General features: G+C 47.6%; 20 protein-coding genes and 2 pseudogenes. 8 read left to right on the forward strand and 14 right to left on the reverse strand.

From position 1 onward, the window contains the following. The 5 genes and pseudogenes from AXFE_RS13565 to AXFE_RS13585 form a co-directional block, all read right to left on the reverse strand. Nucleotides 1–478, reverse strand: a pseudogene (locus AXFE_RS13565) (IS1634 family transposase); the annotation flags it as partial. Between the two features lie 151 nt (nt 479–629). Continuing rightward, the gene (locus AXFE_RS13570; RefSeq protein ID WP_160291864.1) at nt 630–1,034 is read right to left on the reverse strand and encodes a hypothetical protein; all 405 of its coding nucleotides are present in this window, start codon (nt 1,032–1,034) and stop codon (nt 630–632) included. An 11-nt stretch (nt 1,035–1,045) separates the two neighbouring features. After that, nucleotides 1,046–2,590 carry a sulfatase family protein gene (locus AXFE_RS13575; protein ID WP_052606499.1) on the reverse strand — a complete coding sequence of 515 codons (1,545 nt, stop codon included), beginning with the start codon at nt 2,588–2,590 and terminating at the stop codon, nt 1,046–1,048. After that, the gene (locus tag AXFE_RS13580; RefSeq protein WP_052606500.1) at nt 2,591–3,007 is read right to left on the reverse strand and encodes an SRPBCC family protein; all 417 of its coding nucleotides are present in this window, start codon (nt 3,005–3,007) and stop codon (nt 2,591–2,593) included. A gap of 5 nt (nt 3,008–3,012) precedes the next feature. Then, nucleotides 3,013–3,915: a TetR/AcrR family transcriptional regulator gene (locus AXFE_RS13585; RefSeq protein WP_052606501.1), complete on the reverse strand. Its 903-nt coding sequence runs from the start codon at nt 3,913–3,915 to the stop codon at nt 3,013–3,015. Nucleotides 3,916–4,511: 596 nt separating this feature from the next. On the opposite strand from AXFE_RS13585, the gene AXFE_RS13590 reads away from it, so the two are divergent. The 7 genes from AXFE_RS13590 (at nt 4,512) to AXFE_RS13615 (ending at nt 12,335) form a co-directional block, all read left to right on the forward strand. Then, nucleotides 4,512–6,767: an arylsulfatase gene (locus AXFE_RS13590; RefSeq protein WP_160291865.1), complete on the forward strand. Its 2,256-nt coding sequence runs from the start codon at nt 4,512–4,514 to the stop codon at nt 6,765–6,767. A gap of 15 nt (nt 6,768–6,782) precedes the next feature. After that, the gene (locus tag AXFE_RS13595) at nt 6,783–7,355 is read left to right on the forward strand and encodes a hypothetical protein (RefSeq protein WP_052606503.1); all 573 of its coding nucleotides are present in this window, start codon (nt 6,783–6,785) and stop codon (nt 7,353–7,355) included. 214 nt (nt 7,356–7,569) lie between these two features. Beyond that, nucleotides 7,570–7,848 carry an alpha/beta fold hydrolase gene (locus AXFE_RS20490; RefSeq protein ID WP_200891291.1) on the forward strand — a complete coding sequence of 93 codons (279 nt, stop codon included), beginning with the start codon at nt 7,570–7,572 and terminating at the stop codon, nt 7,846–7,848. 83 nt (nt 7,849–7,931) lie between these two features. Continuing rightward, on the forward strand, nt 7,932–8,288 hold the full coding sequence (locus tag AXFE_RS20495; protein ID WP_200891292.1) for an alpha/beta hydrolase family protein: 357 nt from the start codon (nt 7,932–7,934) through the stop codon (nt 8,286–8,288). A gap of 363 nt (nt 8,289–8,651) precedes the next feature. Next, entirely contained in the window at nt 8,652–9,665 is a 1,014-nt protein-coding gene (locus AXFE_RS13605) for a hypothetical protein (protein WP_052606504.1), read from the forward strand. After that, nucleotides 9,665–10,510: a TIGR03084 family metal-binding protein gene (locus AXFE_RS13610; RefSeq protein WP_200891293.1), complete on the forward strand. Its 846-nt coding sequence runs from the start codon at nt 9,665–9,667 to the stop codon at nt 10,508–10,510. Before AXFE_RS13605 ends, AXFE_RS13610 begins: the two co-directional genes overlap by 1 nt. Nucleotides 10,511–10,535: 25 nt before the next feature. Next, nucleotides 10,536–12,335, forward strand: a complete 1,800-nt coding sequence (locus AXFE_RS13615) for an acyclic terpene utilization AtuA family protein (RefSeq protein ID WP_052606505.1) — start codon at nt 10,536–10,538, stop codon at nt 12,333–12,335. A 179-nt stretch (nt 12,336–12,514) separates the two neighbouring features. Here AXFE_RS13615 and AXFE_RS13620 read toward each other — a convergent pair whose 3' ends face one another. From AXFE_RS13620 to hisD, 9 genes and pseudogenes are all read right to left on the reverse strand, one after another. Continuing rightward, nucleotides 12,515–14,002, reverse strand: a complete 1,488-nt coding sequence (locus AXFE_RS13620; protein WP_052606522.1) for an anthranilate synthase component I family protein — start codon at nt 14,000–14,002, stop codon at nt 12,515–12,517. 188 nt (nt 14,003–14,190) lie between these two features. Then, nucleotides 14,191–14,508: pseudogene (gene hisI, locus AXFE_RS13625) on the reverse strand (phosphoribosyl-AMP cyclohydrolase); the annotation flags it as partial. A gap of 11 nt (nt 14,509–14,519) precedes the next feature. After that, nucleotides 14,520–14,813, reverse strand: coding sequence for a GroES family chaperonin (locus AXFE_RS13630; protein WP_052606506.1), 294 nt, complete (start codon nt 14,811–14,813; stop codon nt 14,520–14,522). Nucleotides 14,814–14,939: 126 nt separating this feature from the next. Beyond that, on the reverse strand, nt 14,940–15,710 hold the full coding sequence (gene hisF / locus AXFE_RS13635; protein ID WP_052606507.1) for an imidazole glycerol phosphate synthase subunit HisF: 771 nt from the start codon (nt 15,708–15,710) through the stop codon (nt 14,940–14,942). After that, on the reverse strand, nt 15,692–16,453 hold the full coding sequence (locus tag AXFE_RS13640) for a 1-(5-phosphoribosyl)-5-[(5-phosphoribosylamino)methylideneamino]imidazole-4-carboxamide isomerase (protein WP_052606508.1): 762 nt from the start codon (nt 16,451–16,453) through the stop codon (nt 15,692–15,694). Before AXFE_RS13640 ends, hisF begins: the two co-directional genes overlap by 19 nt. Before the next feature lie 297 nt (nt 16,454–16,750). Next, nucleotides 16,751–17,371 (reverse strand): imidazole glycerol phosphate synthase subunit HisH, encoded by a 621-nt coding sequence (gene hisH, locus AXFE_RS13645; protein ID WP_052606509.1) that lies wholly within the window; start codon nt 17,369–17,371, stop codon nt 16,751–16,753. Nucleotides 17,372–17,505: 134 nt separating this feature from the next. Further along, nucleotides 17,506–18,132, reverse strand: a complete 627-nt coding sequence (gene hisB, locus AXFE_RS13650) for an imidazoleglycerol-phosphate dehydratase HisB (RefSeq protein WP_052606510.1) — start codon at nt 18,130–18,132, stop codon at nt 17,506–17,508. A gap of 115 nt (nt 18,133–18,247) precedes the next feature. Then, nucleotides 18,248–19,312 carry a histidinol-phosphate transaminase gene (gene hisC / locus AXFE_RS13655; RefSeq protein WP_160291866.1) on the reverse strand — a complete coding sequence of 355 codons (1,065 nt, stop codon included), beginning with the start codon at nt 19,310–19,312 and terminating at the stop codon, nt 18,248–18,250. Further along, entirely contained in the window at nt 19,309–20,592 is a 1,284-nt protein-coding gene (hisD, locus tag AXFE_RS13660; protein WP_052606511.1) for a histidinol dehydrogenase, read from the reverse strand. The genes hisC and hisD overlap by 4 nt, the downstream gene beginning before the upstream one ends. A 163-nt stretch (nt 20,593–20,755) precedes the next feature. On the opposite strand from hisD, the gene AXFE_RS13665 reads away from it, so the two are divergent. After that, a complete protein-coding gene (locus AXFE_RS13665; RefSeq protein ID WP_052606512.1) occupies nt 20,756–20,944 on the forward strand; it encodes a hypothetical protein in 189 nt (62 codons plus the stop codon). Nucleotides 20,945–21,052 lie beyond the last annotated feature (108 nt).

Genomic DNA, 21,052 nt, shown 5'->3' on the forward strand with positions numbered 1-21,052 from the left:
GACGAGCTATTATCGTTGCCTTGGCAATACCAAGGGATTCACCCGATAGACCTGCACTCTCTAGGATCTTATCGAAGCTAAGAGCTTCATAGAACGAGTTTCCTATGAGTTCTGGACCGATACTTCTACTATTGATAGTCTTAGCACTAGAGAGATCTACCATCTCAAGGTCAGCCTCAGTAGCTCTTGTTTCTTTAGCGGCTGCAACTTCGGAACGAATTGCATACTTAGTGATTGCCAGATCGGCGTATCTGGCAATAATAGGATCTGATTCAAAGAGTGAGGTTACTCCAGAGAGTCTCTGGGCTATAGCATTGGCCAGAGCTGGCCACAATGACTTATCCAGGTCCAGTTCGGTCAAGGTCATTACTATACGTTGACGGGGACCTTTTTCACAGCGGTAGGACTCAACGAGTTGGTACTTACTGTAGCTAACGCCGGTCTTTTTATTAACTGTTGGAGTTTCACGGATAAACACAACAAGACAATAGCACCATGTCAGAGCTAATGCAAGTCATAATCAAAACTACTCAAAAATTAGGACACTACATTCGCGACCCAAAAAGACCTAATACCCATCTACCAGGGCATCTATAAATCGCCCAAGTCGAAAATCGCCCAAAATCCCCTCAAAAGGGACCAATTAGGGCGATTTTTCGGGAAATCTGCGAAAGATGGGTTAGGCGACTGATGTGATTGCCAAAAACAACATAGATCGAGCCGTTTGAATGAACGGCAATGCTTCCGGGCCATGTGGGTCCACCCTCTAGCTCCAAAGAGGTGACTATAGGTTCTAGCGATATTGGATCGATCTTTTCTACAAAGCACTTAGCGTTGTCGCCGCTTCCGTGGCGCAAAAGATAGATCTCCCCTGTGTCTCTAGTTACCACCATCGTGGCAAGTGGTACAAAACGCGAAGTAACCTCTACATTTTTGCGCCCACCAATGAGACCAAGGTCGCCAGAGTGGTTCGCTATTCCAAGGCGAGAGGGCCCTCCATCTTCACCGGACCAAATTGAATTGTAATACCCCACCGACATAGCAATCAAACCGGAGCTTGGAGGATACGTCTTTTACCCGGGTGCCTAGGAAGGCTCTCCCAAATACGATCGACAAGCCCATCACGAATCGAAGTCAAGGAGGGATCACCCCAACGGTTATGGTGCTGGAGTGGATCCTGGACGATATCGTATAGTTCGCCTTCAGATCCATCATGAGAAGTACCTGGCTGATAGGTAGTACATACCCATTGATCAGCCATAATAGTGCGCAAATGAACATTTACGCCAAATAGTTCACTATCCCACTCGGTCAGCACGCACGAAAAATCCCGATTCGTTGCGTCCTCGTCGCTTATTGGAAGGGCCTTTCCTTCCATCCATGACTGAGGTGAAACTCCAGCAATTTGACAAAAAGTGGGCGCCAAATCCAATAGTCCAACCGGCTTAGTAACCGTTGATGGCCTAATTCCCGCCGACGGGGCTGGTCGCCATATCAACGGCAATCGCATTAAGCCATCTACATGATATGGCCCTTTGAAGAGCAGGCCGAAATCACCCTGCAATTCGCCGTGATCGGTGGTGAAGATAACGTCCACATCGTCATAGCATCCTTTTTCAATCAACGAAGTAATTACTCTGCCAATTGCTTCATCGATCAACTCGCACTCAACGGCATTTCGAGCATTAACCTCGCGGACCTGGTCGGCCGTCAAGGTGGCTGGGACCCATGAACTTGGCGCTTCGTAGTTCGAGATAAGGGTTCCATCGTACCACGCTCTCCAATGTCGAGGCTTATCGTCTAGGATCGCCTCACGCTGACTCTGGGACTCGATATAGCCATTAGGCAGGGGTACGTCTTTCCAATTTATTCTCCCGACCTCAGATTGAGGCGGATCCCATGGATGGTGCGGGTCTGGAAAGCTCATCCAGCAAAACCAATCCTCGTCATTGCCCAAGGTGTTGAGCCAAGAAATTGTGCGGTCGGCTACCCAATCGGTATGGTACAACTCCTTTGGAACCGGGTTAACATGCACCTGAGGGGCCCCTGTATCGCCATCACCCTCCGAATTAACATCGAAGGACGAATTCAAAACGCTATAGAATCCACCGATTACCTCCGGATGGTTTTCCAAAAGCCAACGCGAATAGTGAAATGGGCCAACTGGTCCGTGCGCAGCTGACTCCATATGCTCAAAACCACGATACAAGCCCAAAAGAGGAGAAGCCGAACCTTGGCTCATCGCATTTTCCTCAAAACGTAGAAATGGATCCAAAAATGGTTGAAAGTGAGCTTTACCAATGAGGGCGGTTCGATAACCTACTTGATTTAAGACACTAGCCACAGATGGAGCCGCAACTGGAAGAGGTACGCCATTCATCCAAACACCGTGCGTACTTGGGTACTGGCCAGTCAACATGGTTGAACGTGAAGGCATACACACTACCGATTGAGGGTGCGCTCGCTCAAAGCGAACACCCGTCCTAGCCAGTTGATCTACCACCGGTGTCGATGCCAAAGTCCCACCATTGCACCCTAAGGTATCGTATCTCTGTTGATCGGTGGTAATAAAAAGAATTTTCCGAGCCAATTAAACCTCACCTTTTGTATTTTTATCCTCTAAGATTTCGCGAAGATTCTCGAGCGCTGCACCGGCTGCACCGCCAATGATCAAGCCAAAGTTGGCTGGTTCCGCATCAACGCTATAGATAACGAGAGATCTCTCTTCATCAACCTCGATCACGTCTATGGTTGATAGATGTTCCTTGACGATCGGAGCTATTATCCGATATTGAAAACGATGAGCAACAGGATCAATCGTCACGATGGTCTCAGGCAAGCTAAGGCCGCTGCCTAAAACAATCACGCGTGTCGTACCCTCTAGAGTTGCAGAGGCAATCCCCACAAACCATCGAGAGATCGCAAGAGGATCGCCAATCATCTCCCAAATCGTTTCAATGTCAGCTTTGATAAAAACCTCATAGCGAATTGATGCCCGCTTTTGCATTTCTTTTATTCTTCCTTACGGTTTAGACTACCTTGGCCATGTGATCCTTTTGATGCATATTCACTCTGTCGAATAATTCCCATGATGGCATCGAAAAGACAATCTCGAATCTGGGCCATCGACAGGTTTTGGTCATTGACCATAAGACAATAGGCTTCAAATGAGGAGAGGACGTCAATGGCCAAGAGAGTCATATTCGAATCCATTGATTCACTCGAAGGTAAAAAATCACCCAATATCCTTGCAATTTGGTGTCTTAAAAATCTCCTATTTCTTGAGATTTCTTCTTGAAGTATAGGTTGAAAAGGTGCGTTCAATCGGGCGACCATTGCGACTGGGGAAATTGCACTAAATAGCGTAATACGTTGATCAATGAGTGCTCCAACGCGATCATTCAATGTAGCATCGGCATTCAGCTTAACTTCTAACAAAGGCAGGGATCGATAAATCGCTCGAGCAATCGCGCTACGAACTAGATCGTCGGTATCGCTAAAGTAGCGAAATATAGAGCGACCCGAAACACCAGATGCTATGCCAATCTCTAATACGCTTGGCCTAAGGTTGCCGTTGGAGTAGAGATTTAAAAGTCCATCAACGACTAGGAGTCGATTTCGTTCACGACGGCTGCGACGACCATCTGGGTCACCCGGTGTCTCCTCTTCAAAGAAAGAAGCTGAGCCCAGGATTACCTCAAACTCTACAATTGCGCAATTAGTACTAGGTACAGTAGTCGTGCTAACAGAATCGAGATCCTCGTGGCTATCATGGTCGCAATCGCCATCAAGACATGCTGCTTCACATTTAGAAGCCTGTGATAGTATCGAAAATGCCACAAAGAGAGACTTGCGAAGAAGCAACTCATCTATTGGCTTCAGACTCGATCCATCGGTGGTCACCGAAGTGCTCATGCTCTTTGCAATTCCGTATCCAATTCAATTTCCAATTCATGTTCGATCGCTAACCCAAAAGAGCCAACATACCCAAATCCCATAGCGCCAAAATGATTCCGGCTACGGCACGAAAATTTAGATCGTCCCAATTTCGTCAAAAGCAAGCCTAAAACCCTGGCTCCAATGTATGTAATATCCAGATATAGAAGATCTCAATACAAATTTATGATCCATATACTTTTCAACGTACCTCAAGAGGCAAGTACTTAAGAACCTTTAAAATCGTGCGAACTCGACCTCAAAAGAACTCTAAAATCGTGCTAACTCGACCTCAAAGCAGCAACATCCTAACCCTAGTCCATCCCTAGTCCATCTCTAAGGTACCAGATAAACTCCTCCATTACCCTTGCCAAATCGACCCAACGCACAAAAAATCAAAGATAGATATCCTTTGAATCTCATACTAACCCAACTTTTGTCAGTCAATATGTCAAAACAATGATAACTTTGAATTATTGGAGATAAGTTCGGTACACGATGAGAAAAGATCGCTTAGGTAATTTTCCACGCCATCAGAGATGACACCAACAAAAAAGCAAAGACAAGGACCTAAGGTGATCAACGAACCATTATTCGGCGGCAAAATCGGCCGAACATATCAAGAGTCAACGCCACATTGGCCGGATCCGCCCTCTGGGGTCGGCCAACCAAATGTGATAACTATCATCTTGGATGACACTGGATTCTCACACCTTGGATGCTATGGATCGACCCTTGCAACCCCCAACATCGACGCCCTAGCCGCTGGTGGCTTGCTTTACACCAACTTTCACACTACGGGCCTTTGCTCTCCATCGCGGGCAGCAATTATCACCGGACGTAACCACCACAGCGTTGGAACGAGAGGGGTATCCAATTGGAACACCGGATATCCAAACATGCGAGGTGGCGTCTCAAAAAATGCAGCTACCACACCCGAACTGTTGCGCTCTGCCGGATATGCCACCTTTGCAGTTGGCAAATGGCACCTAGCTCCCATGATCGAGACATCGGCCGGCGGCCCTTACGCTAACTGGCCGCTACAACGGGGGTTTGATCGCTATTACGGCTTTTTGCAGGGAGAGACAGACCAGTTCTACCTTGAATTGACCTATGACAACCACCATATCGATCCACCCAAAACTCCAGAGCAGGGTTATCACGTCAGCGAAGACATAGTTGACCACTCGATCCTATGGCTTAGAGATCTGCTGTCGATTCGTCCAGATCGACCATTCTACCTCTACGTCGCATTTGGTGCAACGCATGCCCCACACCAAAGCCCACTTCAATATCGCCAGAAGTGGCGAGGGGCTTTCGACAGCGGCTACGACGTAATTCGACAACAATGGTTCGAGAGGCAGTTGGAAAAAAAGATAATTCCCCTCAACACCACCCCCTCACCGAGAAATCCGGGGGTGCCGCCTTGGGATGATCTAACGGAAAATCAAAAGAAGTTTTCGGCTCGCCTCCAAGAATCGTTTGCTGCAATCCTTGAACACACCGACCACCAAATTGGCAAGTTAATGACGTTCCTAGCAGAACAAGACAAGTTAGACAACACACTGATTCTGCTTCTCTCTGACAATGGAGCAAGTCGCGAAGGAGGACCCTATGGGGTCAAGGATGAATTTAGCTTTTTCAACGGCAAATTAGAAGACATCGACTACATAGTTGAAAATAATCTAGATGAAATCGGGGGTCAATATTCACATTCGAACTACCCCTGGGGAGGGGCCCAAGCTGGCAATACACCTCTTCGCTGGTACAAACAAAATACCTACGGAGGTGGGGTTCGCGATCCGCTAATAGCACACTGGCCAGCAGGAATCCAAAACCCAGGTGAGATAAGGACCCAGTTTTGTCACGCAATAGACATCGCAGCAACAGTGCTTGATGTAACTCAAACCACCTTTGTCCAAGACAATGAAGGCCAGAAGCAGATTCCGCTGCATGGCCAATCCATCGTGCCAACCTTTAACGATTCAATGGCACCTCCAGTTAGAAACTCGCAATATTTCGAACAGATCGGCCACCGTGGAATCTACCTAAATGGTTGGAAGGCAACCACTTACCATGAACAAGGAACCCCGTACGAAGACGACGAGTGGGAACTCTTTGACCTATCAAAAGACTTCTCTGAGTGCCACAACCTCGCCACCAAATACCCTGATCGCCTAAGTGAGATGGTGGATACTTGGTGGTCTATAGCAAAAGAGATGGGCGTCCTTCCACTAGACGATAGAACTATAGAACTTTTTGGAGTTGAAAACCTTCCAGCAACACCCCATAGCGGATACAGCTATAAGTACCTTCCACCGATCTCTCACATCCCAGCAGATGCCTGTCCAACTCTCGGTGGTCGACTTTGGACCCTAAATGCAACAGTGGGAATATCAAAGAGCGATCCATCCGGTGTCATTTACGCAAGAGGAAGCCACAATGTGGGCCATAGCTTCTTTATAATCAACGGGGAACTCGTCTTTGACTACAACGCTCTAGGCGAGCACCACCAGGCTAGATCACCGATATCTCTTGTCGCAGGGCCTCACCTTCTCTTTGCAAAATTTGATCGAGAGGGCCAAGGAGGTAGCCTTTCGGTCGGGGTTGGCACCGATACCCTAACAACAGTGCAAATACCGACAGTCATCAGGATGCTTGGCTCGATGGGAATGGACCTTGGGCGCGATGGCCTCTCAAACGTCTCGCTCGACTACAGCGGCGACTTTGCCTTTACCGACAAGATCAAAGAGGTTACTTTTGAAATTCGATCGAGAAAGAGCAAAAAAGATCTCGAAACCATAGCGACCATAGAGATGTCGCGAGAATAATTTGGAGGTAAAAAATTGAATGATCCCGTGCTAAGAATCGACTCGATTAGAAGAAGAATGCACGCGATGCATTCGCTCTACTATGACGCAGTGGCAACGATGACAATCGATGATGTCAACCATTTTGAACGAGAAGGCGTCTTACCCATTGCCTTTAGCCTCTTTCATATAACGAACATGATCGACACCTCATTTTTGCTAATGACGAATACGCCTATGATTTGGAATTCGAAGTGGCAAGATCAGATCGGTCTCACCATCCCTGATCACGGCAAAAGCAAAACGGTATCAGAGATGGTTAACCAAAGAATTGGTGGTTACGGGGCATTCAAAGAGTATATGGGGCTGGTCTTTTCGCGTACCGAGCAATGGCTAGAGACATTAGATTCCAGCGATCTTACAAAGATTATAATTGCGAAACCGTTTCCACCTCAGATCGCATCAACCTTTAGCGCCCGGGTCGCCGGCGAAGAAGGAATCACTCTTGAAGATGCGATCGAGTGTTGGATCTACCAACACGGCCTTCGCCACATGGGCGAGATTGAACACGCCAGAGGGCTAGTGGGCCTTGGCGGTATGACTTCTTAGGTTGCAAGTCCCCAATTAACCAACCAGAGATCAAAAGACAACACAAATCACAAGAAAACCGCAGCTCAACATGAGATATAGTCCTTGTGCTTCAATTTCCTCAAGGACAGATTCACTACCACCTAAAACAAAAGGAACTACCAGGCTATGAAAGCTCTACGAACTCCAGAGTCCCAACTTGAGCCAATTACGGACTTCCCGTTTAGTCCTCGCTATGAATCACTTGACGACTTTTAGAGGCTCTACACTGCGATGTACCTATATTGATGAAGGAGATAGCGATGCTCCCGTAGTTCTTTTAATGCACGGTGAACCATCGTGGAGTTGCCTCTTTCGAAAGATGATCCCCCCGCTTCTAAAAGCGGAATTTAGATGTGTAGCACCGGACCTAATTGGCTTTGGACGAAGTGACAAGCCAACTCTAACTACCGACTATACCTTTGGCCGTCATGTCAACTGGATGCACGAACTAATCATAAAAAATTGCCGCTAGACGAGATAACACTATTTTGCCAAGACTGGGGTGGCCTTATTGGCCTTAGAGTAGTTGGCATGGAGGCCGATTGATTTGCTCGATTGGTGGTTGCAAACACCGGCCTCCCAACCGGTAATGCAAAGGTATCTAAGGCATTTAGCGCATGGCGTGACTTTTCGATCCAATCTGAACAATTTCCAATAGGCGATATTGTAAATGGCGGATCCCTAGGTCGTCTCTCTCAAGCCACAATTGACGCCTATAGCTCCCCTTTCCCGGACGATATCTACAAAGCTGGAGCGCGAATCTTTCCGACCCTAGTCCCAATTAGTCCAGACTACCCTGCTCACCAGGATAATTTAGCCACATGGGAGACACTTTTTAAATTTGTAAAACCTGTCTTATGCGCATTTTCAGACAGCGGTCCAATAACAAAAGGGGAGAGACGAAGTTTATAGAGACAATTCCCGGTGCAAGTTTAGTTCAACATCATACGATCTTGAATGCTGGTCACCTTCTCCAAGAAGCGAGCTCCCAAGAACTTGCCCAGATGATTATCGACTTGATCAAAACCACAAGTTGACCACCAACAACCTACATCAAGATCAGCATAACCTTTAAGCCCTATCAACCTTTATTTATCAACCTTGATACATAGACCTAGATATTGAACGATAGACCCGAGCAATCAGAAATAAAAAGAAAACCACGAACAAATGAGCTAAGTTAGGGGTGATTTCACTCCTTGGTTAAACTTCCCTTAATGGGTGAATTCTTTTTCATATTATTGCCTCGTGAGACTATCTAGCGAAAGGTCACAGTTGTCTAATTTCGACTCGACCATCGACCTAAATAGAGCCACCAGAATCATCAATAGCGCCATTCAACATCGCGTCGATCGCGCCTACCAACCAAGCGTAATTGTGGATCCAAGCAGCCACCTCGGATCCACCAACCCCACCAAAAGGCTCAACAGAACCATCTGTCGACCTAGGCATAGACCTAGTAACCACCTCGTAAGAGTCAAAGCGACTTCGAAAGACCTCTCTTTTGCAACTGCTCACAAAGCTCTGGGTGACGAAGCAACATCGCCACTAAAGAACAAAGATTTAACCATGACCAAGATCGCACGCATCCTTGATGTGACGACTATCTTCTTCCTAGTACCACTAGGAATGAATCTTTCCGACTCAGATTTTTACGCAAAAGAGTTTTTCCCGGAAGCTCAGTTCACAGATGAACTCTCAAATAAAACAAGCCACCATAGGCCAAAAGAGATCACCATCCACCGATCCCCACCAGCATTTTTATTGGTTTCGGTAATCGAGAGCCACCGAAGCATACTCCGACCGAGAAGATCGGTGCATGCTACCCCACTAGGCCAAGGACGCCAATCATGCAGCTTTCAACTTAGCAGGGATACACTTTCCCAGAGGGTCAGAGTCACAATTAGCAGATCTAACCCTAGTGATAATACCTTGAGAAAAAGAGTCCGACTTCCCTTTGAAAATCGGCCATTGGATTTAGTTCCAATTTTAAAGAAGAGGCTAAGGATCACAAAAGCTACCATCGTCAAACTTGATGATGTGACAATCCTCAAAAGACTCGGGCGATTGATACTAGAGCCGCAAGTCCGCCTAAAACGCATCAACAAAGTTATGGCACTATTTGGATTAAAGGTAATCACCCAAGTGCAAAAAGCACACACAACTCGGCTATTTGCGACGCCGTTGGCGCTTTCATCATTATTCAATGACGATGGAATGAACAGAGATAGAGTGGTCGCTCCGCTATGGCCTAGCGGCAATATATGGACTGTATTCAATGGCTCTTAATGAAAAAAGCACCCATCGAAATGGAGGCAAAGAAGATGGTAATAGATATGGACAAACTGCTCAAAGATCTTTCTTTGGAATCTGAGGTCTTGATAGACCTTTTGGATCACCTTGACGACTGGGCTTGGAATATCCAAACACCGGCAGAGGGTTGGACGATTCAGGATCAGGTAAGTCATCTAGCTTACTTTGACAACGCAGCCACCCTTGCACTGAAAGAACCAGATAGATTCAATTCAGAGTTAGCAAACGTAATCGCCTATGGAGAAGATTTTCCCAATGAAATTGCAAAGCAGAACCACAATATGGCGCCAGACAAACTCCTGGAGTGGTTCAAAAGTGCTAGAACCGCTCTAATCTCTTCGTTTCATGGAGTAGACCCGCGCTCTCGATTACCCTGGTACGGTCCCGATATGAGCGCAGCAAGCTCAATCACTGCGCGCCTCATGGAGACATGGGCCCATGGTGTAGACATTGCAGATGCCCTAGGGGTTCGGGTCATCCCCACGAATCGCTTATTCCATATCGCACACCTTGGATATGCCACCATGCCCTTTGCCCATTTGCTAAGGGAAATACCGATTCCTCAAGTTTCAATTGGAGTGGAGCTGATTGCGCCAGATGGTTCAAAATGGACCTTCGGGCCGCCGGATCCGGCCGAGGTAGTTTCTGGAGACGCTCTCGACTTTTGTTTGGTGGTAACTCAACGACGGAACCTCGCTGATACGACAATTATAACTAGCGGTCCCAACGCTGCAAACTGGATGCAAATCGCACAAGCATTTGCAAGTACACCTGGTCCAGGGCGAAAGCCAACCCTCAAAGAAGAATCAAAAGCGAATTAGCTACCCACGAATGGAGAGTCTCGAAATGAAAACCAAGAGAGCGGTCCGAATCGCAAATTGCTCCGGCTTTTACGGTGATCGTATGCAAGCAGCCCTAGACATGGTCGAAGGCGGCCCAATCGACTTTTTAACGGGAGATTACCTAGCGGAACTGACAATGCTTATTCTTTGGAAGTCGCGACTGAAAGATCCTCGTGCAGGCTATGCAAGGACATTTCTCACCCAGATGGAACAGGTACTTGGCACCTGCATGGATCGCGGCATCAAAGTTGTGAGCAATGCCGGTGGACTGAATCCGTCAGGACTAGCAAATGATATCCGCCAACTAGCAGCTCGCCTTGGTCTAAACCCGAACGTCGCCTACATTAGCGGCGACGACATCGCCCCAGAGATTCCCAGTCTTTTAGAGGCTGGATACGATCTTGAAAATCTTGATACAAAGATAAGTCTCAAAAACTCGAATATCCAAGCACTTACAGCAAATGCCTACTTGGGGGGATGGGGCATTGTTGAAGCTCTAAAAAACAACGCCGATGTCGTTATTACAGGGCGTGTTACCGATGCATCCTTGGTGGTTGGACCTGCCGCCTATTGGCATGGTTGGGAGCGAACTGACTTCAACGAGCTAGCTGGCGCAGTAGTCGCCGGTCACATAATTGAATGCGGACCGCAAGCAACTGGCGGGAACTATCCATTTATTGCAGAGATCACCGATAGGCGTTACCCTGGATTTCCCATCGCTGAAGTGGCATCTGACGGAACCGCGGTCATAACCAAGCACCCAAATACCGGTGGCTTGGTGAGCGTTGGAACCGTAACAGCACAGCTCCTCTATGAGATAGCCGAGCCCCAATATTTAAACCCCGATGTGATAGCACACTTCGACACCATCGACCTCAAAGAGATCGGCACAAACCAAGTGGCGGTCTCTGGGACAAAAGGAAGCGCTCCGACACAAGACCTAAAGGTCGCCATCAACTATCTCGGTGGTTTTCGCAATACTATGACTATGGTGCTTACCGGCCTGGACATCCAAGATAAAGCACAATGGGCCCAGGATGAGCTCTTTGGTATTCTTGGCGGAAAGGAGAGATTTGAGTCAGTCGACATACAGCTGATTCGTTATGATCAAATGGACGCACCTAGTAATGAACTCGCTATCGCTCATCTGAGAATAACTATAAAAGATTCCGATCCAGGCAAAGTCGGAAGAGCCTTTTCAGGTGCAATAGTAGAGCTCGCCTTAGGTGGTTATCCAGGATTTCATGCCACCTCAATTCCCACTTCAGAAAGTGCCTACGGCATTTACTGGCCAACGCTCATTCCCGCATCTCTCGTCAGCCACGAGGTAGTTCTAAGCGACGGATCAAGGTTACCGATACCACATACCAATCAACAGGATGGGACCATAAGTCATAAAGCCCAAAAACCAACAAAGTCAGAGCCTAAAATCTCTAAGGTAATCAGCAGTAAAACTCATTCGATCCCCTTAGGTCGCCTATTTGGCGCTCGCTCGGGAGATAAGGGAGGTAATGCAAATGTTGGCCTCTGGGCACGTAACGACCTTGCCTATGAATGGCTCTTGGAGAACCTTGGGATAGATACTTTCAAAGATCTACTGACGGAAGCAAAAGATTTAGAAGTGCGGAGGTTTGAACTTCCAAACCTAAGAGCTATCAACTTCGTAGTGGTTGGTCTACTCGGCGAAGGAGTGGCATCCTCGAGCCGCTTAGACCCCCAAGCCAAGGGACTTGGTGAATACATTCGGTCAAGACACCTAGGGATTCCCGAGCAACTAATTCCCATTGAGTTCATACCCAAATAAGAATCCATGCTGGGAGAAAGCAATAGCAGGAAGCGATTTTCGAGGCAAAAAGATATGGGAAAGTCACTGAGATCGATTTTCGCAACTCGATTTTCGCATCTCGATTTTCAAAGGGGACCCTCAGTGAGAGGTTTTTCAGGGTCACTGGTCGCGCCTAAAGACTGCGATCTGACCCTAGATTAATCCCGATTCCTTTGGAATTTGCCGGTCATAGCGGCGATAGATGCGGCCTCCAAAAGTGCTTTGGCCTTATTGTTGCACTCTTCATCCTCACCGATAGGATCCGAATCAAAGACTATTCCGGCTCCTGCTTGAAGATGGCCCCGTCCGCTTGGCTCAACAAGCAAAGTTCTAATCGAGATAGCCACATCCATATTTCCGGCCAGATCGAAGTAACCAACTACTCCAGCGTATGGACCTCGCTTGTAGCTTTCAAGTTCATTGATAATTTGCATAGCCCTGACCTTGGGAGCGCCCGAAACAGTACCAGCTGGCATCGTCGCCTTCAGGACATCGATTATCGTCACCCCTTCGCGACGCTTAGCTGATACCTGCGACGTAAGATGCATGACTCTCGAATAGCGCTCAAGGGTCATAAGTTCATCGATATGCTCACTGCCATATTGCGAAATTCTTCCCAGATCATTCCTCGCCAAATCAACCAGCATCGTATGCTCAGCTAGTTCCTTGGGGTGCTCAATCAGCTCAGCTGCCAGCAATAGATCCTCGGCCTGAGTGGTACCCCTAGATCTAGTTCCAGCAATAGGACGCGAAATGACCTTCTGACCTTCCACTCTTACAAGAGGCTCCGGCGATGAACCTGCGATCTTGATCTCTGGAAAGTCGACAAAATACATATAGGGAGATGGGTTTTTCAACCTGAGGACCCTATAAAAGGACAACGGGTCACATTCGAGATCGAAGCTAAACCTCTTCGAAAGGACGACCTGAAAGATATCGCCGTCCAATATATGTTCTTTGGCAATCTCTATCGACTCGACAAAGGAGTGCTGAGAGATAGATACCTCTAAATTCGATAGAACAATGCCGCTTTGAGAGATCGGAGCCACAAATGGCGAGACAGATATATTGGAGACGCGACGCTCCAATTCGTCCAAACGGTCATTCGCTTCGTCGTAGAGGCGTGAGTGCACGCCACCACCTGAGTCGCCTGGGACAACAACTGTGGATATCAAAAAGACTCGCTGTGCAAGGTGGTCAAAACATGCCAAATCCCCAATGAGAGCACATATGGCATCAGGAAAACCAACTGGATCTGGATTTCTCGCTCCAATATCTTCGACCTCTGAGATTACGTCATATCCAACAAACCCCACAAAACCACTTTGGAGAGGAGGGAGTTCCGCCATTGGCTCGGTAGCGAGCTCACCTAGAAGTCGATCGAATTGATCTAAATAGCTGCCATCAGGGTCAATCGCCAACGATCGCGCAAGTTCGTGATCTTGGGTCACAAAGGAGACCTTTGAGTCAGTGAGGCTAAGAACACCTAGTGGGCGTATACCAATAAATGAATAGCGCGACCAACGTTCGCCTCTCTCGACGGATTCAAGCAAAAATGAGTGACTCTCTCCGCTAGCAAGGGCTCGATAGACCGAAACCGGAGTCAGCTCATCTGCCAATATCTCCCGATAAACAGGAACGATCATGCTTTGAGCCGCACGATCTAAAAATTCTTGCCTCGATAGAAATCGCACGAACTAAACCAACTTTCAATTAATCCATCCATCAATGGGCTCAACGCGCAAAGCTTCATTAGAGTTAGCTAGCAAGAAGGAGCGCTGACTTTGGTAGATACCTATCAATCAGGCTAAGATGCCATTTTGGAGTCGGCGATCAAATCCCGATAAAAACAAGAGTAGTTCCCGGTATGACATGCCCCAGATCCCCGCTGGATCACTTTTATGAGTAAGGTATCCCCATCGCAGTCATAGAGGAGCGACATTACCTCTTGAATCGCTCCCGAGGTGTCGCCTTTAGCCCACAGCTCTTGGCGGCTTCGCGAATAAAACCAAGTTCTACCACTGGATAGGGTCAGACGTAGCGACTCTAAGTTCATCCACGCCATCATTAAAACTTCATTGTTGGTCGAGTCTTGAACGATAGCAGGGACTAAACCATCTGAATTAAATTTTACTAACCTTTCTAGATCGATCTCGTCGTGGGTCACAGGTAAAGTCCCGTTTCATTTACAATTCGCACCGATGCCACAGCGTGAATGTCTCGCTCCTTTAGAATCACGTAGTCTTCACCTTGGACTTCAACCTCAAACCGATCCTCCGGATTGAAGAGGACCTTATCTCCTGGAGATATCGATCGAACGGCTGGACCTACGGCAACGACCTCGGCCCAGGCAAGTCGCTTGGCTACTTGTGCAGTAGCTGGAATTAGAATGCCCGATCGAGAATGGCGCTCGCCCTCGGATTGAGGAGTTGTGACCAGAACCCTATCGGCCAACATTGTTATAGCTTGCTTTGAATCTTCCACTTAACTCTCAAAAAATGTTGAATGAAATTTAGATACTAGTTGGTCGATCCTATAGTTCTTTTTCTTTCGATTCGCCAATCAACTTTAGATCGGCCATCGCTACTCCAAGATGCGATTTGGTCTAACCGGTATTGATTGTGCTAGCAGTGCATCTTTTACCTCTGCGACCGAAAAGGTGCCAAAATGAAAGACCGACGCAGCCAAAAGCCCAGTAACTCCGCTAATCTTTGCTCCTTGGACAAAATGATCCAGTGAACCCGCTCCCCCCGATGCAATAATAGGAACGTTCGTAGCGCCCGCTACCGCCGAAAGACCCTCGAGATCAAAACCTTCCTTAGTCCCATCTCTATCCATAGAGGTCAATAAGATCTCTCCCGCACCAAGTCGCTCTCCCAGGATAGCCCAGCTCTTCAACTCAATACCGGTAGGAGTTCGTCCGCCATGGGAGTAAACCTCAAAGCTTGAACCGGTCCATTTTGAATCAATTGCCAAAACAACACATTGTGAACCAAATTCATTGGCTATCTCACATATCAAGGCGGGTCGCGCAAGGGCTGCGGAATTCAAGGCGACTTTATCAGCGCCAGCACGCAAGATTGCACGAGCATCACTTACACTTCTAATTCCTCCACCAACCGTGAGAGGGATAAAGACCACACTTGCTGCTCGTTTTATCAGATCGATAGTGATGGGTCTGTTGTCAGATGACGCTGTGATATCCAAAAAGACCACCTCATCGGCACCACTTCGATCGTAAAAACTGGCAAGTTCAACCGGATCTCCAGCATCTCGCAAAGAGAGAAAGTTGGTTCCTTTGACAACGCGTCCTTCATCTATATCCAAGCATGGAATCACCCGTACGCTTTGCATAGCTTTACCGCCTCCATAACGTCGATCAATCCCTCATGCACAGCTTTTCCAGAGATAACCCCGAAGATGACCTTGGAGTCTGAATCCCTATCAACCATCTTGACCAAATCACTAAAACCAGAGACACCGCCAGAGGCTATCAAATCTACGTCCGCATCCGCCGCAACTTTGCCAGCATCAAAGAGCGTCTCAAAGTCGGGACCCTCGAGCGTTCCATCCCTTGAGATATCGGTCAGAACCAAGGCACTCGCGCCCAGTTCTATGGTTCGCGCTAGGGCCACTTCAAGTGTTACATCGCTTCTTTCTAACCAGCCATTGAGAGCACAGACCTTCTGGCCATCTTCATTGCGATAGTCAAGACCCGCCGCAATTGCACCAGAAAAGTTAGAACATAGTTCTCCAAATAGTTCTGGATCAGAGACGGCCTTCGTCCCAATAATCAATCGTGACACACCGCTCTCAACCAAGCGTTGAGCATCATCCATACTTCTAATACCACCGCCAACTTCAATTTTCACGCCAGCGTCGTTGGATATTGCCACCAAAGTACCAATTAGTTCTTGATTGTTACCGCTTTGACGAGCCGCATCCAAATCTACGATATGAATCCAGGAGACACCGCAGTCGATGAAGTTTCTTACCTGATCCAGCGGCGAGTCATAAACTTTAGCCATGTTGTAGTCACCCTTATAGAGGCGCACCGACTCGCCACCCAAAAGATCGATTGCGGGTATGAATTCCACCTTTTCACCTCACTCTAAATAGTTACTAAAAACCAATTTCCACTAAAGCCAGCCCACAAGCCAATATCCCAGAACCCATATCCCATTTGCGAAGTTCTAGCCTTATCGCCATTAACTGTAGCTATCGCCATTAAGCCAGAGCCATAGGCCAGCTACTCTTCTCGGCTCTTTTTGGCGCAGAGAAATAACAACTTGAAATTTCAAGTTATCACTAAAGAGCAGCACTATTCTCCATTTCCTTTTCTTTTTATCCAAGTGCATTTCATTTAGAGATGTTTCTATTCGTTAAAAGCCACTTTAGATCGATGAAATTCGAACAAAGTTAGCGAGCATTGTCAATCCATCGGTGGAAGACTTCTCGGGATGGAATTGAGTGCCAAAAAGATTTCCCTTTTGAATCGCTGCGGTAAAGTCATGGCCGTAGTTGGAGATAGCTGAAGTATCTACACCAACAGGCGCCCCATATGAATGGACGAAATACATCCACGTCTCTTGGCCCAGCCCACTAAATAGAGGCGACTTTGAAAAGCGATCTTGAATCGCAATCCGATTCCACTGCATCTGAGGAATTCGCAGATTAGTCTTAAGCAGTTCAATCCGACCTTCGATAATCCCAAGGCCCGCTTCGTTAGGTGACTCGTCGGAGCCCTCATAGAGCATCTGAAGACCGACGCAAACTCCTAGCGTTGGTAGAGAGCGACCAACCGCCTCATATATAACGTCATGAAAGCCAACATTTCGAAGAGCTTTCACACAAGCCCCAAAGGAGCCAACCCCCGGAAGCACAAGGCCCGAATAATGTGAAAGTGGAAATTGGCTATCCACCAAATTCACATCGGCCCCAATTGACTCTAGCGCCTTAGCAACTGATGCCAGATTTCCAATTCCATAGTCCAAGACTGCGATACGATTCTTCATATAAATCTCAATCTCCCCAGCTTGCCGAGTGCAAAAGTATCACAAAAATTCTCTAGACCAAAATAGATAAACCAAAGCCTGCCATCATTAGCAACGAGGCCAAGCACCTTTTATCTTTCATTTATCATTGTGGGCTACGCCAAGACACCTTTGGTTGAAGGCACTCCCATCGAGGTACGAGCAGCAGCCATCAAGATGGCTCGCGCGACTCCCTTGAAGGTAGCCTCCAAAATATGGTGAGCATTCTTTCCTCGCCTCAAGTCAAGATGTAGGCAAAACCGCCCAGCAAAACAGAATGCCCTAAAAAACTCCTCCGCTAAACAAGGATCAAAGGGCGGGCTTCCAAGCGGATTAGAAGATGGAAAGTCGATGCCGTAGTAAAGGTAGGGTCTGCCAGAGAGGTCGAGCGACACTTCAACAAGAGCTTCATCTAATGGCAGTGTCAAAGAAGAAAAGCGAGAAACACCCATTTTGTCCCCTAGAGCCTCAGCAAAGATCGTGCCAAGGACGATTCCAACATCCTCAACAAGATGATGTGCATCTACTTCAATATCTCCCTTGGCTGAAATTGAGATATCGCAAGACGAATGTTTAGAAAGCTGAGTCAGCATATGGTCAAAAAATGGAATCATGGTGTCAATCTCAGATGATCCGCTCCCGTCGATGACAATCGATGCCTCGATTGAAGTCTCTTTAGTCACTCGTCGACAACTGCCGGCTCGAGCTACCCGACCTTCATCTAAACCATCAATTGTACTCATCAATTTTTCTCCAGTGTTATCATTGCCACCTAGACATTAATGCATCGTTCTCCTCGACAAGGTTGGTCTTTTCAATTGGGCCAACCTGTCAAGTCACAGTTTGGATTTTTTGAAGCTAAAGGAGCTCCAAAGACTCCTCTAGTGCCGCCAAAAAAGCGTCGTTCTCGGCCTTTGTACCAATGGTGACCCTAAGGCAGTCGTCAAGTCGGGGCCACCTCGACCAATCTCTCACCAAGACACCACGCTCCAGCAACAACTCCCAGAGGCGATGGCCGTGGCCAATTTTGGGTCTAAAGAGGATGAAGTTGGTGGCTGAGGGCCAAAAGGAGAGATCTAAAGAGCCAAAGCGATCCTGCACCCTCTCGCGCTCTGAAATCAAAAAGGATACCCTCTCCTCCATCTCGGCAATATAGTCGAAACTCAATTCGGCAAGCAGGGCTTTCGAGGCATCCAAGTGGTAAGGTAGTGCAACTCGCCACAGCGTCTCAATAATTTTCTTATCTGCGATAGCATAACCAATACGCATGCCAGCAAGTGACCATATCTTAGAGAAGGTTCGCACTACGACCAAATTGTCGTATCTCTGGATCAAAGGCACCGAACTCTCGTCGTTGAATTGCCCATATGCTTCATCAACGACGACAAGGCTACCAAAGCGGCCCAAAAGGGTATCCACCAATCCACTTTCTTCAAGAAGGCCGGTTGGATTGTTTGGAGTACAGACAAATACAAGATCAGCCTTAGAGACCTTTAGGTCATCGATTCCTCGATTTAGATCCACCAGAAGCCGACTATCGCGCTCAAGTGCAACATATGGGGTTGAGGTAACTCGTGCTATCGTCTCATACATTGCATATGTGGGTTCGAATGATGCTGCCACTCTAGTGTCGCCGCCATAGCCAAGCAGTATCGACTGTAGAACCTCGTTCGAGCCATTCGCGATGAAGACCTGCTCGGGAGATACACCGTGGAAATCGGCAATTGCTCTAATCGCCCCCTTCGCAGACCTGTCGGGGTATCTGTTTAGGTTCATCCCCCCAACAGCCTTTGTCCAAGCCTCAAGGAGTTGTCCAGGCGGCGAAAATGGAGACTCGTTGGTATTTAGCCGTATTGGGACATCAACCTGTGGTGAATGATATCCCGCGAAGACCCCTAACCCATCTCTTGGAGCGACTGTCACTTCTTTAATCTCATCTTTGCTGCCTGTCCATGAGCCCAAAGACCTTCAGCTTTTGCGATTGCTTCAACGTGCGGAGCTATATACTCCATCGCGGATTTAGAAACCTCAACAGCATGAATACGCTTTTGAAAATCGACCACGGAAAGCGCAGAGGCAAATCGGGCCGTTCCATAAGTTGGAAGGACGTGACTTGGCCCAGCGATGTAATCACCAACACTCGCAGGGGCATAAGGCCCCAAAAAGACCGCACCTGCATTTCGAATCAGAGGAACCATCTTTTCATATTTAGTACTCAAAATCTCCAAATGCTCAGGCGCAATCGCATTTGAGACCTCAAGAGCTTGCTGGAAATCTCGCACAAGAACTACATATCCACCTTCGTTGAGAGTCATGGCGGTCTCTTTTTGTCGCGGAGACTTCTCGAGTAACGTTTCACACAACGAAGGTGCCCTTGCAGCCAAATCCTCATCCCAGGTTATCAACCAGGCCAGGCCATCTGGACCGTGCTCGGCCTGAACTATCACATCCATGATTGCCCACTTGGCATGCACAGTGTTATCGGCAATTACCACAACTTCACTAGGACCAGCAAAAGAGGTTGGAACACCTACCACCGAAGAGACTTCGCGCTTCGCTTGAGAGACGTATATATTTCCTGGACCCACTATGACGTCTGCCTTACGAACAGTTTCTGTGCCATAAGCCATCGCGGCTATCGCCTGTGCTCCTCCGATTGAATAGAGATGATCGACAGAGGCAATGTGAGCTGCCGCAAGAGTAGCGTCATCCACGGTTCCATCGCTACGTGGCGGTACGCACAGGATGATCTCCTCTACCCCAGCAACCCGGGCTGGAATTGCAGTCATCAATACAGAACTTGGGTAGCGAGCCTTACCGCCAGGCACATAGCAACCAGCTACCGCAACCGGAACTGTCATTTGCTGGACAATCAATCCATTGTGATGAAATTCGCGATCTTCGTGAAGTTCAATCTCGTAGTAGCCCGAGATAGCCTCAGCCGCCACCTCCAAAGAGTTTCGAAGACCAGGATCCAAGCCGCTATATGCAGCCTCCATCGCGTCACGCGTCACCTCTAGCTCTTTAAGGTCAACCTTGTCGAACTTCTTAGTCATTTCAAAGAGAGCTCGATCGCCTCGTTGTCTTACTTCATCACATATTTTTCTAACAGCTTCAACTGGCGGTTCGCCTTGAGCTTTGGGTCGGGGCAATACACTAAGGTAATTACCGCTGGATTCTCTGAGATCAAGAGTCTTTAGCATCGTATCTAAAGACTAATAGCCAAAGTCAATACAATAATTGCATATAGGACCTCAAAATCTTCTACCGCCCACCTCAAGATCGCCAATCAACTAAGTTCGAAGCGTCACGACTAATGTTTTATCAGGGTAAAACCATTTGAACGGATCAAGGCAAAATCATTCAATGAGCTCACACAATGCAGAATTATCGTCCATCCAAAGTGCTCTCGAAGAGATCACCCATCGAATCAAAGTTATAGCAGATACAGCTACCGCGGATCCAAATGATGCATCTAGCCCTCACCTAGTTGCACTCGAACGATCTCTAGCTAGTGCCATTAGAAGTATCATAAAGGCTCAAAAGGCAAAGTGAGATAGGTAACGTCTGGGTTTGCTCAAAGGCAATATCACAATAAAAAAACAAGAACTGCTTTAATGGTCCTTCCACTAAAGCAGTTCTTGTTTTTTGGTCCCTAGTCAA

The organism is Acidithrix ferrooxidans (assembly GCF_000949295.1).
In the GTDB taxonomy this organism is placed as follows: Bacteria; Actinomycetota; Acidimicrobiia; order Acidimicrobiales; family Acidimicrobiaceae; genus Acidithrix; species Acidithrix ferrooxidans.